The 17,036-nt window shown below is 40.1% G+C and carries 16 protein-coding genes and 1 pseudogene; 15 read left to right on the top strand and 2 right to left on the bottom strand.

Translation table 11 applies throughout. The annotated features are described in order from the left end of the window. The first annotated feature begins 46 nt into the window (after nt 1-46). The gene (locus ACE4RR_RS00995; RefSeq protein WP_375533524.1) at nt 47-340 is read left to right on the top strand and encodes an AbrB/MazE/SpoVT family DNA-binding domain-containing protein; all 294 of its coding nucleotides are present in this window, start codon (nt 47-49) and stop codon (nt 338-340) included. Nucleotides 341-446: 106 nt separating this feature from the next. Here ACE4RR_RS00995 and putP read toward each other — a convergent pair whose 3' ends face one another. After that, entirely contained in the window at nt 447-1,922 is a 1,476-nt protein-coding gene (gene putP / locus ACE4RR_RS00990) for a sodium/proline symporter PutP (RefSeq protein WP_375533523.1), read from the bottom strand. 352 nt (nt 1,923-2,274) lie between these two features. Between putP and ACE4RR_RS00985 the strand changes: the two genes are divergently transcribed. The 4 genes from ACE4RR_RS00985 (at nt 2,275) to ACE4RR_RS00970 (ending at nt 7,123) form a co-directional block, all read left to right on the top strand. After that, nucleotides 2,275-3,711 carry a sigma-54 interaction domain-containing protein gene (locus tag ACE4RR_RS00985; protein ID WP_375533522.1) on the top strand — a complete coding sequence of 479 codons (1,437 nt, stop codon included), beginning with the start codon at nt 2,275-2,277 and terminating at the stop codon, nt 3,709-3,711. Nucleotides 3,712-4,178: 467 nt separating this feature from the next. Next, the gene (locus ACE4RR_RS00980) at nt 4,179-5,090 is read left to right on the top strand and encodes a proline dehydrogenase family protein (protein WP_375533521.1); all 912 of its coding nucleotides are present in this window, start codon (nt 4,179-4,181) and stop codon (nt 5,088-5,090) included. 82 nt (nt 5,091-5,172) lie between these two features. Then, on the top strand, nt 5,173-6,720 hold the full coding sequence (pruA, locus tag ACE4RR_RS00975; protein ID WP_375533520.1) for an L-glutamate gamma-semialdehyde dehydrogenase: 1,548 nt from the start codon (nt 5,173-5,175) through the stop codon (nt 6,718-6,720). A gap of 154 nt (nt 6,721-6,874) precedes the next feature. Then, nucleotides 6,875-7,123: a biotin/lipoyl-containing protein gene (locus tag ACE4RR_RS00970; protein WP_375533519.1), complete on the top strand. Its 249-nt coding sequence runs from the start codon at nt 6,875-6,877 to the stop codon at nt 7,121-7,123. Between the two features lie 323 nt (nt 7,124-7,446). Here ACE4RR_RS00970 and ACE4RR_RS00965 read toward each other — a convergent pair whose 3' ends face one another. Beyond that, nucleotides 7,447-7,686: a CHRD domain-containing protein gene (locus ACE4RR_RS00965; RefSeq protein ID WP_375533613.1), complete on the bottom strand. Its 240-nt coding sequence runs from the start codon at nt 7,684-7,686 to the stop codon at nt 7,447-7,449. A gap of 433 nt (nt 7,687-8,119) precedes the next feature. Between ACE4RR_RS00965 and ACE4RR_RS00960 the strand changes: the two genes are divergently transcribed. From ACE4RR_RS00960 to ACE4RR_RS00915, 10 genes and pseudogenes are all read left to right on the top strand, one after another. Continuing rightward, entirely contained in the window at nt 8,120-9,118 is a 999-nt protein-coding gene (locus ACE4RR_RS00960; protein WP_375533518.1) for a PstS family phosphate ABC transporter substrate-binding protein, read from the top strand. Nucleotides 9,119-9,207: 89 nt separating this feature from the next. Continuing rightward, nucleotides 9,208-10,152: a phosphate ABC transporter permease subunit PstC gene (pstC, locus tag ACE4RR_RS00955; protein ID WP_375533517.1), complete on the top strand. Its 945-nt coding sequence runs from the start codon at nt 9,208-9,210 to the stop codon at nt 10,150-10,152. A 1-nt stretch (nt 10,153) separates the two neighbouring features. Beyond that, nucleotides 10,154-11,032 (top strand): phosphate ABC transporter permease PstA, encoded by an 879-nt coding sequence (gene pstA, locus ACE4RR_RS00950; RefSeq protein ID WP_375533516.1) that lies wholly within the window; start codon nt 10,154-10,156, stop codon nt 11,030-11,032. Between the two features lie 23 nt (nt 11,033-11,055). Continuing rightward, on the top strand, nt 11,056-11,835 hold the full coding sequence (gene pstB / locus ACE4RR_RS00945; protein WP_375533515.1) for a phosphate ABC transporter ATP-binding protein PstB: 780 nt from the start codon (nt 11,056-11,058) through the stop codon (nt 11,833-11,835). Between the two features lie 12 nt (nt 11,836-11,847). Next, complete coding sequence (gene phoU / locus ACE4RR_RS00940; RefSeq protein WP_375533514.1) at nt 11,848-12,504, top strand: phosphate signaling complex protein PhoU; 657 nt, start codon at nt 11,848-11,850, stop codon at nt 12,502-12,504. 36 nt (nt 12,505-12,540) lie between these two features. Then, nucleotides 12,541-13,236 carry a response regulator transcription factor gene (locus ACE4RR_RS00935; protein WP_375533513.1) on the top strand — a complete coding sequence of 232 codons (696 nt, stop codon included), beginning with the start codon at nt 12,541-12,543 and terminating at the stop codon, nt 13,234-13,236. Between the two features lie 529 nt (nt 13,237-13,765). Further along, nucleotides 13,766-14,506: an SDR family NAD(P)-dependent oxidoreductase gene (locus ACE4RR_RS00930; protein ID WP_375533512.1), complete on the top strand. Its 741-nt coding sequence runs from the start codon at nt 13,766-13,768 to the stop codon at nt 14,504-14,506. A gap of 190 nt (nt 14,507-14,696) precedes the next feature. Beyond that, a pseudogene (locus ACE4RR_RS00925) lies at nt 14,697-15,865 on the top strand (multidrug effflux MFS transporter). Nucleotides 15,866-16,324: 459 nt separating this feature from the next. Beyond that, on the top strand, nt 16,325-16,642 hold the full coding sequence (locus ACE4RR_RS00920) for a PadR family transcriptional regulator (protein WP_375533511.1): 318 nt from the start codon (nt 16,325-16,327) through the stop codon (nt 16,640-16,642). A gap of 20 nt (nt 16,643-16,662) precedes the next feature. Continuing rightward, a complete protein-coding gene (locus ACE4RR_RS00915) occupies nt 16,663-16,998 on the top strand; it encodes a DUF1048 domain-containing protein (protein WP_375533510.1) in 336 nt (111 codons plus the stop codon). Nucleotides 16,999-17,036: the final 38 nt, after the last annotated feature.

Raw genomic sequence — 17,036 nt, 5'->3', positions numbered from 1 at the left:
GGCAGCGTAACGATATTCCATATCATTTGAAGAGGAGAGATACAATATGAAATCAACCGGAATGGTTCGTAAAGTCGACGAATTAGGTCGTGTGGTATTACCAAAAGAATTAAGAAATATATTGGATCTTCAATACAAAACGCCGACGGAAATTTATGTTGATGGGGATCAAATCATTCTTAAAAAATATACTCCAGATAAGGCGTGTGCAGTCACAGGGATAGTGAGCTCTAATAATTTCACTACAACTGCTGGAGATATCAATCTTAGTCCAGATGGGGCAAAGAAACTAATGAAACAGCTGGAGGAGTATGTCGATGAGAGGAGTCGATATGAGTGAATAGGCTGAGGAAAAGAGAATAAGCTGCCCCAAATTTGGGACAGCTTATTTTTGTGATTATACCCGGGAAATCCCTATTAGTAATCAAAATGAATTCTACATGTAATTAGTTTTTTTGGTGAACGGCTTTGAATTCATTAAGGATATCGTTGTCTGGTTTTTTATCGATGAGGCTGATCAGAACAATTGCAGCCATGCCAAAAATAAAGCCTGGAACAATTTCAAATAATTCAAACAAACCACCTTCTAAACGAGCCCATAAAATCACAGTTCCTCCTCCAATGACTATTCCCGCAAGAGCTCCCCATCTTGTCATTCGCCACCAAAATAGGGAGAGTAAAATGACCGGACCGAAAGCTGCTCCAAATCCTGCCCAAGCGTAACCAACCAAATCCAGAATTGTACTGTTCGGGTTGTAGGCAAGAAATGTTGCAATAAGAGCAATACCAAGGACCCCGAAACGCCCAACCCATACAAGCTCACGTTCTTTTGCGGAGGGTCTCAGAAAGCCTTTATAGAAATCTTCAGCTAAGGCACTGGATGAAACGAGCAATTGAGAGTCAATGGTGCTCATAATCGCAGCTAATATTGCAGCAAGCAGAAAGCCGGCAATCCAGGGGTTAAAGAGTACTTGAGTAAACAAAATAAAAACGGTCTCTTCCGTGCCATCAGCCAGAGCATTTCCAGGACCCTCGCCTGTAAAGTAAGCAATGCCCGCAAGCCCTGTGAAAATGGCACCAAAAAGAGAAAAAACCATCCAGGACATCCCAATAAATCGAGCCTTAGGAATTTCGTTTTCATGTCGAATGGCCATAAACCTTGTAATAATGTGAGGCTGTCCAAAGTAACCCAGCCCCCATGCAAGCATGGAAAGGATGGCAATGGAGTTCGCATCAGTCAAAACATTTAGGTAGGACGAGTCGACATTCCCTACAAGCTGAACAGTTTCGTGCCATCCTCCCAGCTCACTAATCGCAACAATAGGTACGATAATTAATGCAGCAAACATCAATATTCCTTGAAAAAAATCTGTCCAGCTGACCGCAAGGAACCCTCCTAAAAAGGTATAGGAGATGATGACAATCACTCCTACCCAAAGCGCTGCCTGGTAGGGAAGTCCGAAAGAAGCTTCAAAGAGGCGGGCCCCTCCCACAAGGCCGGCAGAAGTGTAAAAGGCAAAGAATAACAAGATAAAGACTGCAGAAACGACCCGCAGGATTTTCGAATGATCTCGGAAGCGATTCTCAAGAAAATCAGGGATGGTAATGGAATCATTCGCTTTTTCTGTATACCTTCGTAACGGGTGGGCTACGAATTGCCAGTTCAAATAAGCACCTATGGCAAGTCCAACAGCAATCCACATTTCACTCATTCCATACATGAAAATGGCGCCGGGCAAACCGAGCAGGAGCCAGCTGCTCATATCAGATGCCCCAGCACTCAATGCCGCGACGCCTCCTCCTAGTTTTCTGCCACCAAGAACATAATCCGATAAATTGGTTGTGAGCCGGTAACATATAAATCCAATAAACAACATGCCGATAAGGTAAATGATAAACGTCGAGAGTGAAGGAACAGACATATATTATGACACCTTCCTTCCTGATCGTACAAAAGAGATGAATGATAGGATAATAAGTGTTGGCATTGGTAGTGCTAGTAACAGCCAAGTTGCAGGTGATAGTGCGTAATCCATAATATTACCTCCTGTTTATGTTTCAACCTAGCTAGTAAATGATGCAAGAATAATGCCAACGACAAAATTCGAGAATGTTCAAAGAATTTTTAACTTTTCTGGATAATCCCTTTTTTAAAAACGCAAAATATTTTTCAGTATTATGTCAAAATTTTGCGTTTTCGCATTTCTTATACTATTTTTTATACTTTTATGATATTTTAAGTTGCATAGACTATTGGTCAGTAGGGAGGATAATATGGAAAATACACAACAACTTACCGATCACCAGATCTTCTTTATTCATCAATTACTACTTAATTATGTAGAGCATGGCATTAGGGTTATTGACTTAAACGAGCAGCAGATTATCTATAATGAAAAGATGAAATCCATTGAGTCAATGAAAGCGGAAGATTTCTCAGATAAAAAAATCATGGACATGTTCCAGTTTCAAGATGCACGGGATAGTCGATTACTGCAGGCAATTCAGCAGGGGAAAACTATAAATAATAAAAAGCAGACGTACTTTACCTATAAGGGAGAAAAGGTTACTACGGTCAATCATATTTTCCCTATTCGATATAACAATAAAATTATTGCAGCAGCAGAAATCGCAAAAGATGTAACACAGCTCGAGCGGTTGATTCACGATAATCTGAATCGTCAGGGAAATACCCGATTTACGTTTGAAAGCATCATTGGTTCTTCTAAAGAATTAAAAGACATTATTGAAAATGCTAAACGCGCTACACGTACGTCTTCATCTGTGTTGATTGTCGGAGAAACCGGCACGGGAAAAGAGTTATTTGCCCAAAGCATTCACACTGGAAGTGCGCGTGGAAACGGTCCTTATATTTCGCAGAACTGCGCTGCGCTGCCTGAAACATTAATAGAGGGAATCCTATTTGGAACGGTGAAAGGTGCATTTACAGGGGCCATTGAACGACCAGGATTATTCGAAAAAGCGGAAGGAGGAACGCTCATGCTTGATGAGGTCAATTCCCTGCCGATGTCTCTTCAAGCAAAGATGCTTCGTGCGATTCAAGAAAAAAAAGTCACCCGCTTAGGTGACCATAAAGAGCGTTCCATCGATGTGAGAATTTTGGCGACGATCAATGAAGATCCCATCGATGCCATTTCAAATGATCGACTTCGCAAAGACTTATACTATCGGCTCAGTGTGGTTACTGTGTTTGTTCCTCCCCTTCGTGATCGTAAGAGTGACATTTCACTTCTTGTCTCATCCTTTATCAGGAAATATAATCAGTTATTTCAGATGAATGTAGAAGGAATCTCCCAAAAAACACTAGCTCTATTTCATGAGTACCATTGGCCGGGAAATGTAAGGGAATTGGAACATGTTATTGAAGGAGCAATGAATTTTATGGTAGGCGAAAATGAACTGACTGTCTCTCATCTGCCTCCTCATTTTAAAATAAAAACAGGAAACAAGAACGACTTTAAGAAAGATCAAATAGAACAACAAGGAGAACCTGTTCATGAACAACCGGGGGAGCATTCTCTCGAACATGGTGAATCGTTGAATGAACATCTTAACAAGCTGGAAAAAGAAATTATTATCAGCACTCTAGAGAAATACCACTATAATGTCAATCGCGGAGCAAAAGCATTAGGCATGAGCCGCCAAAGTTTACAATATCGAATGGAAAAATTTCATATACAGAGACCTTAAACCTCTCATCCATCTAAATCATGAATAGGGGCTGCCTTCCACTTCCAGGAGCAGTCTCTTTTTTTTATTAAGAACCGCCAATTATTTTGCGATTTCATAATTTTTTGTCAATATACAGCAAAATAATTTGCTATATTATTAACTTCTATTCCCAAATCTGGTGAAGATCCTACTTAATTCAAAGAGAACTTGCGCTATAATTAAAAATTTAAAAGTTGGCACGGTAATTGCATAATTAATTGGGTGAATGACTATTTTTCACTAGGTAAAGGAGAGATGAACAATGGTTTGGGATTTTCAACAGGAACCGCTGACAACTTTCACCAAGCTGGAGAACCATACTTACTTGCTTTGGTTCAGGTAGTCTAAATCTGTTTCGGCTCAATTTACTCGAGAAAGGAAGCAATGGCTGGCCAAAGAATCATGAATCAGCCCCTCTTTTTAAATGACATGAGGAGGAGTTACAGGTGAAGCAAATAAGTAGAGATTTTTTTCTATTTCTATCTAAAAACAGAACATTAAACCACGGTGCAAAAAAGTGGGGGCTGCAGCTTGGCGCCTCAAAAGTTGTGGCGGGTGTTACAGCAGAAAGTGCTATGAAAACCGTGAAGTCCTTAAATGAAAAAAATCTTATGTGCACGGTGGACCATCTTGGTGAATTTGTCACCGATAAAAAAGAAGCCAAGGAAGCGGCAGATTATTGTCAGAGAACACTGAACTTAATCGCTGAATATGGCGTTGATTGCAATTTGTCATTAAAGCTAACTCAGTTAGGGTTGGATATTGACCAGGACCTCTGCCTAAATAATATGTATAACATTCTTTTAACAGCCAAAAAACATGGAAATTTCGTCCGCATTGACATGGAGGATTATGGTCATTATCAATTAACGCTTGATATATTAGCTGAACTTCGTAAAAAATTTGACAATGTCGGTACCGTGCTTCAGGCGTATCTATACCGGGCTGAATCAGATCTTGATCAATTAAAAGGGATACCATTACGACTGGTGAAAGGAGCGTATAAAGAGTCTTCCGACGTCGCCATGCAGGACAAAGAAAAGATAGATGCAAATTTTCTGACCCTTATTGAAAAGCATCTTCTGAATGGGAGCTATACCGCAATTGCAACACATGACCATTCGATCATTGAACATGTGAAAAAATTTGTGAGAGTACACAATTTACCTAAAGATCTATTTGAATTTCAAATGTTATATGGGTTTCGTAATGAAATGCAGCTAGAACTCGTCAAAGAGGGTTATCGCTTCCGCACGTATGTTCCTTTTGGAGATGACTGGTATGGTTATTTTATGCGTCGTTTAGCAGAAAGACCGCAAAACGTGGCATTTGCCGTGAAAGGCCTTTTTTCAAAATAACGTTTTACCTTTGTGCAGTATCAATTAACAGACCAGCACCATTTCATAAATCAATTAGTTAAAAACTTTGGGAGGAATAATCATGTATACAGCTTATCGTCACGAACCATTTACCGATTTCACGAAAGAAGAAAATCGTCAAGTCTTTCAAGAAGCATTAAACAAAGTAGAAAATACTTTAGGAAAAAACTACCCATTGATAGTGGGAGGCGAACGAATTTTCACAGATGAAAAAATGAATTCTGTGAATCCTGCAAACAAAGAGGAGATTATTGGGGCTGTATCAAAATCAAATACAACCATTATTGATCAAGCTTTCGATGCAGCGGAAAAAGCGTATCAAAAATGGCGCGTAACCAGTCCAGAAGCCAGGGCAGAAGTTTTGTTCCGGGCTGCCGCCGGGATGCGTCGTGATAAACATGAATATTCTGCGCTGTTAGTTAAAGAGGTTGGGAAACCCTGGAAAGAAGCAGATGCTGATATTGCCGAAGCCATTGATTTTATGGAATATTATGCACGACAAATGATTGAATTAAAAAATGGGAAAGGCATTCTTAGCCGCGAAGGGGAGTACAATCAATACGTTTATCAGCCAATGGGAGTGGCCGTCACTATTCCACCATGGAATTTCGCATGCGCGATTATGGTGGGAACTACAGTAGCCCCTATGGTTACAGGAAATACGGTTCTTCTTAAGCCGGCCGAACCAGCGGTTATTATTGCGGCTAAATTTGTAGAATTGCTCGAACAATCCGGAATGCCGGAAGGGGTCGTGAATTTTGTGCCGGGAGAACCCACAGAAATTGGTGATTATTTAATAGATCATCCGAAAACATCACTTATTTCCTTTACCGGTTCACGCGCAACTGGTACGAGAATATATAAAAGAGCGGCGGAAATTCAAGAAGGGCAGCAGCACCTAAAAAGGGTGATTATTGAAATGGGAGGAAAAGATACCGTAGTTGTTGATGAAGATGCGGATCTGGAGACAGCCGTTGAAGCTGTTGTCGCTTCAGCATTTGGATTCTCCGGCCAAAAATGCTCTGCTGGATCCCGTGTGGTTGTCCATCAAAATATTTATGATAAGCTGCTTGAGCGTGTTGTAGATCGAGTAAATGAAATAAATGTTGGGGATACAACCTCCTATGATTATTATATGGGACCTGTGATTAATCGAAAGGCTTTTGATAAAATCACTGGATATATTGCTATTGGTAAACAAGAAGGACGATTGGCCGCTGGAGGAGGAAGTGACGATTCTAAAGGATATTTTATTGATCCAACCATTTTCGCCGATGTTTCCCCAGACGCAAGAATTATGCAGGAAGAAATTTTTGGACCAGTAGTTGCTTTTACGAAAGCATCTAGTTATGAAGAAGCCATAGATATTGCTAATAATACGGAATATGGATTAACTGGTGCTGTTATTTCTACCAACGTTGAACATTTAGAATACGCCAAAACTCATTTCCATGTAGGAAATTTATATTTTAATAGAAATTGCACCGGTGCCATTGTGGGATACCATCCTTTTGGCGGCTTCAAAATGTCTGGCACAGACTCCAAAGCCGGCGGTCCAGACTATCTTTTACAATATATGCATCCCAAAACAATCAGCCAACAGCTTTAACTAGTTAGTTATAAGAGAGAGTCGTTTACATATTCATTCGTAAACGATTCTCTTATAACTTATATATTTTTGAAAATTGAGAATTCAAATATAATTTGGAGACTGAATTCGTGATCCGAAGCCACTGACTGAGTAGAATAAGGAGGAATAGCTCGTGGGTTATTATTTTATTAATAGCGCTCATGAAGGGATGATTGAAAAAATCCTCGTTGAAAAAGATTCCTATGTTCATGAGTGGGAACCTATATTTATCATTCAGACACCATGGAAAACAAAAGAGGAAGTCAAATGGGGAGTGAGCGGGAATATGAAACACATTTATGTGTCACCTGGAGACAAAGTAAGTATCAATACTCCTCTTGCAATCGTAAGTGAGAGCAGGTCCCCAGCAGGTAGTGATTAGCCACCAAGAGATTCCCAGGCGAATAGGAAAGTGTAATAAGTGGCCTGTAGCAAAAACCCCTTTTTATAGAAAAAGTAGCATCCTAAATAGAAGATAGCAGGGGACAAGTCCGAAGACTCCAGTGGGAAGAGCAGCGGCTGAAGATCCGCCGGGCGCGGGTTTCGCCCGGTTAGCTGAAGCGCTGCCCACGGAAAGCGAAGGACTTGTCCACTGCTTTTTTTACCATGCAAAAGGGGGGAGTATCATTTATAATACAGCCCCATGATTTTTTACAGTATACTCCATCAAAGAATTTTATCTCGAGCGTCTTACAAGCCGGATTCTTATTTAGATGAAAAGAAAGCGCTGATGTTGTTCCATAAGCTTGTAAACCACCCATCATTACTGGTTCCGCCCATACCAGTCTGTGGCATTTCTCCCGGCATCATCGCTTCTTCTTCTGCATGTTCATCTAACTGCCCACGAATTTCACCATCCGGATAATCTTCCGTGTGAAGGTTCGCGTATACTTCACCAGCTACGAGGGCCATTGAAAAACCCTCCCAGCTCATATCTCCTGCCAGGTCGGTAGCCTTTGCAGGAACAGCTTCCGCCGAGCATGAAGGGCGAGAGTTTATGGTTGAGCTGACCCCTGAACAGGAAGTTTGCTACAAATGCTTTTTTCATAGAAATAATCTCCTCTCTTTTAACATCCTCTCCTTAGAATTAAATGACTATTTCACTGCTGTAAACTTAAATTTGCACAAAAAAATAGTATTGGATCACTCCAATTAATAAAAAGTTAGTAAAGAATCAATCTTTTATCATTTTTTACACGTAAATTTAAGTGTACGAAATTCATTCTAGTTATTTCGACAACATGGAAATGTTTTTACAAAAAAAGGGTCTTTCATCCTGTTTACTTTACACATTCTTTACATTAAGTTAATTCTCATTTAACACTCCCCCCTTATAGTTGTAACTGTTGGAAATATATAATACCTGAGGGGGAAAACAATGAAGAAGTTTCTTAGTATCACAAGTTTTGCAGCTCTTTTTGGAATTATGGCGGCATGTGGAAATGGAGATGGCACTGAATCTCCTGAAGAAACTGGTCAAGAAGAAGCACAAGAAACTTCCGGAGAAGAAGGTTCTTCTGAAGAAGGCGGGGCTTCTGGAGATGTAGCTATAGATGGATCTTCTACTGTTTTCCCAATAATGGAAGCAGTGTCCGAAGAGTACTCGATTGCTGAAGGAGGCGTCAATGCGCCGGTTGGTGTATCTGGTACTGGCGGAGGATTTGAGAAGTTTATTAATGGAGAAACGGACATACAAAATGCATCTCGTCCAATATCTGATGAAGAAAAAGAATTGTTAGAAGAAAATGAGATCGAGTATACAGAATTTGAACTTGCTTTGGATGGTCTATCTGTCGTAGTTAATCAAGAAAATGACTTCGTAGACTATCTAACGGTAGAGGAACTTGAAGCTATTTATTTAGAGGATGGCGGAGTGGAAACTTGGTCGGATGTCCGTGACGAGTGGCCGGACGAGCCGATTGAGCTTTACAGCCCAGGGACCGACTCTGGTACGTATGATTATTTTAATGAAGTTATTCTAGAAGACCAAGCAATTAATAGAGATGCGTCCCTTTCGGAAGATGATAATGTATTAGTACAAGGTGTACAGGGATCAAACAATGCCATTGGATATTTTGGTTATGCTTACTATGTAGAAAATCAGGACACTCTGCGTGCTGTTCCAATCGAAAACAGCGAAGGGGACCAAGTGGAGCCTAGTCTTGAAACAGTACAAAGTGGTGAATATGAGCCATTATCTCGTCCGATGTTTTTATACGTAAACAATGATTCCTTAAAAGAAAATGATGCAGTATACGGTTATATGGAATTTGCATTAGAAAATGCAGGCGACTTGTCAGAAGAGGTTGGCTATATCGCCCTGCCGGAAGAAGATTATGAAGCTAACCTGGAGGAATTAGAATCTGCTGCTGAATAAAGTTCTTTTAGGAAAAGGTGTTTGATAAGGGATGTGGTGAGAAGGGGGAACCTGCTCACCATCTCTTTTTATAGGAGGAAAAAAGTGGGATGGCAAACGAAAAAAACAATGAAACTGTGTCCGCATTAATCCGCGAACAGAAAAAAAAGAGAGGTTCATGGAATCAATTAACAGAAAAAACAGTACCAATTATATTTCTTATTTGTGCTGTTATTTCCATAGTCACAACTGTTGGAATTGTGCTTACATTACTCTTTGAAACGCTCACGTTTTTTAACAGAGTTTCCTTTATAGAATTTATTAGCGGCACTGAGTGGTATCCATTTGTGGAATCAAGTGCCTCATATGGCATTTTGCCACTAATATCTGGAACTCTTCTTATTACCTTAATAGCTGTTATAGTGGCAGTTCCAATCGGCTTAGCGTCTGCCATATATTTAAGTGAATATGCCGGCGATCGAGAACGAAGAATTATCAAACCAATATTAGAAGTGTTAGCCGGGATCCCTACGATTGTCTATGGATACTTTGCCTTAACGTTTGTGACACCACTTCTGCAAAATTTTATAGATCTTTCCCTATTTAATGCGCTAAGTCCTGGTATTGTCGTCGGAATAATGATTGTGCCTATGATTGCCTCATTATCAGAGGATGCTATGAATGCAGTTCCAAACTCGATGAGAGAAGGGGCTCTTGCCATGGGCGCCACACGATTTGAAGTCGCGAGAAAGATTGTCGTTCCAGCTGCGCTCTCTGGAATCGTAGCTTCCTTTGTACTTGCCATTTCTCGTGCCATTGGGGAAACAATGATTGTGACTGTTGCAGGTGGTTCTACTCCACGAATTACCGCAGATCCAACGGATTCTATCCAAACGATGACTGCTTATATTGTGCAGGTCAGTCTGGGGGATGCCTCTTTTGGGTCTACCATTTACTATAGTATTTATGCTGTTGGGATGACTCTATTTGTATTCACTCTCCTAATGAACCTTCTGTCACAATACATCACCAAGAAGTTTAGGGAGGAGTACTAATATGAGCTTACTCGATAAACAAAAAATGAATAAAAATATTTCGAACAGATTGGCAATAAATTTTGGTTTCCGCACTCTCTTTTTAGCAGCCACATGGTTTGCACTGTTTGTTCTACTTGTGCTGTTTATAAGAGTTTTCAATCAAGGCTTTCAATATATTGACCTTCATTTCTTTACTAATTTTGCCTCGAGAAACCCGGAAAACGCCGGTATTTATGCAGCTATCATGGGGACGATTTGGCTGATGGCTGTGACAGCGCCAGTGTCAATTATTCTCGGAGTAGGAACAGCGATTTATCTTGAACAATATGCGAAAAAAAATAAATTTACGGAGTTAATAAAAATTAATATTGCGAACTTAGCCGGGGTTCCTTCCATCGTCTTTGGGCTGTTGGGACTAACGGTATTCGTTCGTTTAATGGAGATGGGAAGAAGTGTACTGGCAGGAGGATTGACAATGAGTTTGCTTATTCTTCCTATTATTGTGGTCGCAGCCCAAGAGGCGCTCAGATCGGTCCCTACCCCAACTCAAGAAGCCTCTTACGCAATGGGTGCCTCTAAATGGCAGACGGTACGTCGTGTATTACTTCCTGCGGCTGTGCCAGGTATGCTGACTGGGTCAATTCTAGCTTTGTCACGTGCCATTGGGGAAACAGCTCCCCTTATTATGATTGGAGCGTTGACATTTATTGCCTTTGTTCCAGGGAGTGTGTGGTCCGGATTTACTGTTATGCCAATTCAAATTTTCAACTGGACCGGACGCCCTCAAGAAGATTTTCAAAATGTGGCAGCCGCTGGAATTATTGTTTTGTTAGCAATGTTAATCCTAATGAATTTAACGGCTGTGCTCATTCGAAATAAGCTGTCCAAACGTTATTAGGTAGAATAAAGGGGATGAACATCTTGACACAAGAACAAAAAGTGAAGCATGAAAAAATAATTTCCGTGGATCAATTTAATCTATGGTACGGCAAAGAACAAGCACTTCATAATATAGATATGGATATCTATAAGAATGAGGTCACGGCGATTATTGGACCTTCTGGTTGTGGAAAATCAACGTTTATCAAATCTTTAAATCGAATGGTGGAAATGATTCCGACTGTCAGCATGGCAGGAAGCATAAATTACAGGGAAGAGAACATCTTTAATCCGAAATATAAAGTTGAAGATCTACGAACAGAAGTGGGGATGGTTTTTCAAAAACCGAATCCTTTTCCAAAATCCATATACGAAAACGTGGCTTACGGTCCAAGAATTCACGGTATCCGTCAAAAAAGCAAACTGGATGAAATTGTAGAAAAAAGTCTTCGGGATGCTGCGATTTGGGATGAAGTAAAAGATAGGCTGAAGACCAATGCAATGGGCCTGTCTGGAGGTCAACAGCAAAGGTTGTGTATTGCACGTTGTTTAGCAATCGAGCCTGAAGTTATCTTGATGGATGAACCGACATCAGCACTTGACCCTATCTCAACAAACAAGGTCGAAGAGCTCATTCGTGTTTTAAAAGAGAAATACAGCATCGTTATTGTTACACACAATATGCAGCAAGCTGCACGCATTTCTGATCGTACAGCATTCTTTTTAGACGGATATGTAGTTGAATATGAGCACACAGATGAAATATTTCATAACCCACAGAATAAACAAACAGAAGATTATATTACAGGAAGATTCGGATAAGGGGGCTATAACATGGCACGTACTAATTTTGAGAACAATCTTTCAGATCTGCAAACTAAATTAGTGAAGATGGGAAATAAATCTAAAAAAGCACTTCAGCAGTCTGTAGAAGCTTTAAAAACCCAGGATATAGAGGCTGGTGTCCAAATTATTGATAAAGACTACAAAATCAATCAGCTGGAAGAAGAGTTAAATGATGAAGCAATTTGGTTAATTGCGAAAGAACAACCAGTGGCCACCGATTTGAGAAGATTAATCACCGTTCTTAAAATCTCGAATGATTTAGAACGAATAGCTGATTTAGCGGTAAATATCGCAAAATCAACCATTCGTATCGGGGATAAGAAGTTGTTCAAGCCCTTAGAGGATATCCCTAATTTAGCCGAAAAAGTGATTACCATGGTAAATGATGTGATCGAGGCGTTTCGGGAAGAAGACATTGTGAAAGCAAAATCCATTGCAGAACGCGACGATGAAATCGATCAATTACACGGGGCTTTAATAAGAGAATTACTTCAATACATGAGTAAAGATGCTTCCGTTATAACCCAGGTTACTCAACTCACTTTCATTTGCAGGGATTTAGAGAGAGTTGGCGATCATGTGACTAATATTTCCGAAAGTATCATTTACCTTGTAAAAGGGAAGCAATATGACTTAAACAATTAAAAAGAAAACCTCTGACAATAGAAAAGAGGGTAGCACGTGAAAAAAATCATTGGACTATTAGACAGAGATAATACCTGGCTGCCTATATTAGAAAAACAATTAGGTTCAGATAATTATTATTTCATTCAGTGGGATACAGAGTCAGCATGTATAGAGGCAATACTTTATCGAAAACACCATCTGCTTTTTATTGGGCCTGGATTTTCATATTCAGAAATCGGTCGAAGAATTCGTTTATCTGGAATCCATCTGCCGATTCTTGTTGTATCTCCCGATGCTTCAGAGATTGACTGTGTTTTAGCTTTTGAAATTGGAATAGATGACATTGTTCACAGTGATAAGAGAAAAAGAGAAATTATAGCTCGAGTACGGAGGTTACTTCGTTTATATGAAAGAATCGTTTCAATGGCGAACGACTACAGTGGTGATATTTTTGATGCCGGAGAACTAAAGATATTTCCTGAAAGTTATAAAATAACAATCAACAACCGATCCAAGGAATTAAACCATAACGAGATGAAAATACTTGTGTATATGTTTCGGCGTAGAGGAAATATTTTAACACGTAAAGAACTAATAAAGCTTTTAGCGGGAACTTCTGAAGAACGAGTGATTGACTCTTATATAAGTAATTTACGTTCCAAAATCGAAAAAGATCGATCTCATCCTCTGTATATAAAAACTATAACGAGGGTCGGTTATATATTTGACATTCCCTCTGTTATTGAATAAGAACAGCAGCCTTCGTGTGAGCTGCTGTTCTTTTACTTTGTCGTGGTCAATCGACGAGGTTTGTTTGCAACGCGCAGGTATTCAATCGGCTAAACAAAAGGGGAAATTTAATAAGAGTGTGGAGGATAGTTGGAGTTTTTTCCAAAGATTGATTGACAGTTTCAGTCCCCTCTTAGGGATTGCTTCTAATTTCCAATCATTAAGGGTAACTAGCCCACGGAAAGCGTTCGCCTGGAGCGAAAATCGAATGATATAGAGGAGATTATTTCTATGAAAAAAGCATTTGCAGCTATGTTTTGAAGTCAGTGAAGAGCGCGAAACACTAGAATACTGGGATCATGCAGAATATTTGGAGGTTGCAGTAGCCCGACACTTGGTGCACAGAGGAAATAGTTTCGGGGATGAGAAATGAGTTTTTTTGAATGAGGAGAGTGTAGACCTTGAGTATTATAAGCAGACTTAAGTATAGTTAGATAGGGAGGAAGTTTTCTGTATTCCAAATTTTTCGTGATAGGAAGTGAGAGTATAAATGAAAATTGATAATAAAACAGCTGTTATTACTGGTGCTGGGACAGGGATAGGAAGAGCCACTGCATTGAAATTAGCAGAGCAGGGAGCCAATATTGTACTGAATTATTCAAGGTCAAAGGAAGAGGCGGAAAAGACTTTAAGAGAAATCGAATCTTTTGGTGTAAAGGCGTTTACTTACAAAGCTGATGTATCAAAAGTAGACGAAGTAGAAGCCATGTGCAAAGAAGCAGTGGACCAATTTGGATCCATAGATATCTTAATAAATAATGCAGGAGCAACAAACTTTGTAGAGCTCGACGATCTCGATGGAATGCTGGAAGAATACTGGGACAACACTTTTAACATTAACGTGAAAGGCAGCTTCTTTGTAAGCAGGGCCTGTGCTGAAGAGCTAAAGAAAAATGAGGGCTGTATTATAAACATCACTTCTATAGCGGGGCTGAACGGAGCGGGAAGTTCGATGGCTTACGCTGCATCAAAGGCAGCCGGGATCAGCATTACTAAATCGTTTGCCCGCGTACTCGCTCCACATGTCCGGGTAAATTCAGTAGCTCCGGGAATTGTAAATACGCGTTGGGTGGACGGGAAAGATGAGCATATTAAAAAGTTTGGAGAAAATACACCGTTAGGTAGAGTGGCAGATCCAGAAGATATAGGCAGCATGGTCCTTGGCATTATACAAGGAGGAGACTTCGTTACGGGTCAGACAATTGTGGTCGATGGCGGATGGACACTTTAGCAGAAGGACAGTGATAGTGGCAAGCCATTTTTTCTTATTCTTAGATCGAGCTCGAGTAGAGTAATTATAATGGGGCTGGCATGACAACTCTTTCACTACCTGTCTGCTATTAAAAGATACGAAAGGTGTTCTTTTTTTGAAATCTATAACAGCAGTGCCAACTCTACTAAAGGCGAAGCATCGAATATGAATGATAGTGTTTCTTGGCTCATTAGCAGCCTTCGGATCACTTACGATAGATATGTACCTGCCAGGTTTTCCATCTATTACACAATCGTTACAAACAAACGCATCACTTGTTCAATTAAGCTTAACCGCAGCACTATTTGGACTTGCGTCCGGTCAAATAGTTATTGGGTCGCTAAGTGATAAGATGGGGAGAAAAAAACCTTTAATTATATTTCTATTTTGTTATATCGCTGTATCTATTCTCCGACCATTTGGGTATTTATTGCCGCACGATTTTTACAAGGGTTTTCTGCTTCGGCGTGCGTCGTTATTTCCCGTGCCATTGTCAGAGATTTATATTCCGGCAGGGATTTAACAAAGTATTTTTCTTTACTGGTGCTTATAGTAGGTATTTCACCAATAATTTCTCCGATCCTTGGTGGCTTTATATTAGAAATAACCACCTGGCGTGGTATTTTCGGTTTGCTGGCTGCCATTGCTTTATTTATGGCCTTAATGGTTTTGTTCACCATGCCTGAAACCTTATCGGAATCCAGACGTTCTAAAGGTACCATAAAGCAATCAATTCTCACCTTTGGAAAACTAATAAAAGAAAGAACATTTTTTGGATATGCATTGATCCAGGGATTGTTCATGGCTGGAATTTTTGCCTATGTTTCCGGTACGCCATTTATTTATCAAGGGATTTACGGAGTCTCCCCACAGCAATTCAGTCTTTTGTTTGCCATTAATGGAATGGGGCTCATTATAGGCAGTCAACTAACGGGACGACTGTCTGCGATTGTTTCTGCTGGCCGAATGCTTTTAGCCGGGCTGTGTATTTCTTTAACGGCAAGTCTTTTTTTAATTGGGATGATTATTATTCAGGCTCCTTTTCTTTTTATTGTTATTCCATTATTCTTTATAGTTTCGAGCGTCGGGATCGTCACTACTACATGTTTTTCTTTGGCAATGGAATTACAGGGAGATAGAGCAGGAAGCGCGGCAGCCCTGCTGGGATTGCTACCCTACCTGTTTGACGGTATGACTGTACCTCTCGTAGGCATTGCAGGAGAATCCACTGCGGTGCCGATGGGATTAACAATAATGGCTGCGAATATGGGAGCGATGGTATGCTATATCATTTTTATACGTCACCGCTATACTGAAACATCCTCTTCCTTATTTTAAAATTACTTTAATGTTTATCACATCCGAGATATTCAGTATTGTTTAGGTTGGGGGGGGTAATAACCCCCCATCTTGGAGATTTATACTGCTTAATTAATTCCGCAAAAGAAAACAATATAACATCAACCGATTTGATTCATGCGTATTGTGAGGAAATTGATGATACTTGGTCAAATGATATTGAATGGCAGATCAACATAGGGGGAATCTGCTGGACAATACATTTACTTCGTCAGCTTTTAGATTATGGAGTTAAAGCTATCACGGCTGCACGTGAATGGATTCCTGATCTGATTTCTGATATTCAAAGGTTATTAGACGATTTATAAATGGGCTTATTTGACGAATAAATTCTTGACAAACGACACTACTATGCTATACTATATACAAGTAATAAGTAACACTTAATACCAGTTATACAGAGTAGTGAAGAAAGTGAAACACAAAAGGAGGGTAAAGTTGGAAAATTTCAGAGAAATGCTGAAAGGGGTGCTTGAGGGTTGTGTGCTTGAGATCATCAGCCGCGGTGAAACCTACGGTTATGAAATCACTCAGCAGCTTCGGGAGCTTGGCTTTACTGATGTGGTTGAAGGCACAGTTTATACGATTACCATGCGGCTTGAGAAAAACAATCTGGTGAACATTGAGAAAAAGTCATCCACTATGGGACCGCCGAGAAAATTTTACACACTCAACGCAGCAGGCCAAGAGCATCTTGAAACTTTTTGGAAAAAATGGGAATTTGTCTCGAGCACTATTAATGAACTAAAAAAATAGAATCAAAAAGGAGATGTAATATGAGTATCTTTGAAAAAATTACCGGAAGCCTGAACGACAAGCGGGAATGGAAGGCGATGGAGGCACGTGCAAAGGCACTTCCAAGTGAGTACTACAACGCTTATAAAGCGATGCAAAAATATCTCTGGACCACCGGCGGCGTGATGGATTGGCAGGAAACGAAATTCGTTTTTAATCACATCATCGACCTTCTTGAAGAAGCCGCAGCTGATGGAAAGCGCGTGAAAGAAGTTACCGGCGACGACGTAGCAGCTTTCTGTGATGATCTTGTCATTGATGCAAAATCGTGGGTGGATAAGCACCGTCAAAAACTCAACGATGAAATTAAATACTAGAACTTTACTGAACAGCTTAGTATCTAAAGGAGGCTGCG

Origin of the sequence: Alteribacillus sp. HJP-4 (assembly GCF_042139015.1) — a bacterium.
Classification (GTDB): domain Bacteria; phylum Bacillota; class Bacilli; order Bacillales; family Marinococcaceae; genus JBHIKY01.
This window is presented reverse-complemented; position numbering and strand designations above follow the sequence as displayed.

What these genes read in the sequence shown, in the direction of transcription:
- ACE4RR_RS00995 (WP_375533524.1), top strand. Translation starts at nt 47, where the DNA reads ATGAAATCAACCGGAATGGTTCGTAAAGTCGACGAATTAGGTCGTGTG.
- putP (WP_375533523.1), bottom strand. Translation starts at nt 1,922, where the DNA reads ATGTCTGTTCCTTCACTCTCGACGTTTATCATTTACCTTATCGGCATG.
- ACE4RR_RS00985 (WP_375533522.1), top strand. Translation starts at nt 2,275, where the DNA reads ATGGAAAATACACAACAACTTACCGATCACCAGATCTTCTTTATTCAT.
- pruA (WP_375533520.1), top strand. Translation starts at nt 5,173, where the DNA reads ATGTATACAGCTTATCGTCACGAACCATTTACCGATTTCACGAAAGAA.
- ACE4RR_RS00960 (WP_375533518.1), top strand. Translation starts at nt 8,120, where the DNA reads ATGAAGAAGTTTCTTAGTATCACAAGTTTTGCAGCTCTTTTTGGAATT.
- pstC (WP_375533517.1), top strand. Translation starts at nt 9,208, where the DNA reads ATGGCAAACGAAAAAAACAATGAAACTGTGTCCGCATTAATCCGCGAA.
- pstA (WP_375533516.1), top strand. Translation starts at nt 10,154, where the DNA reads ATGAGCTTACTCGATAAACAAAAAATGAATAAAAATATTTCGAACAGA.
- phoU (WP_375533514.1), top strand. Translation starts at nt 11,848, where the DNA reads ATGGCACGTACTAATTTTGAGAACAATCTTTCAGATCTGCAAACTAAA.
- ACE4RR_RS00930 (WP_375533512.1), top strand. Translation starts at nt 13,766, where the DNA reads ATGAAAATTGATAATAAAACAGCTGTTATTACTGGTGCTGGGACAGGG.
- ACE4RR_RS00915 (WP_375533510.1), top strand. Translation starts at nt 16,663, where the DNA reads ATGAGTATCTTTGAAAAAATTACCGGAAGCCTGAACGACAAGCGGGAA.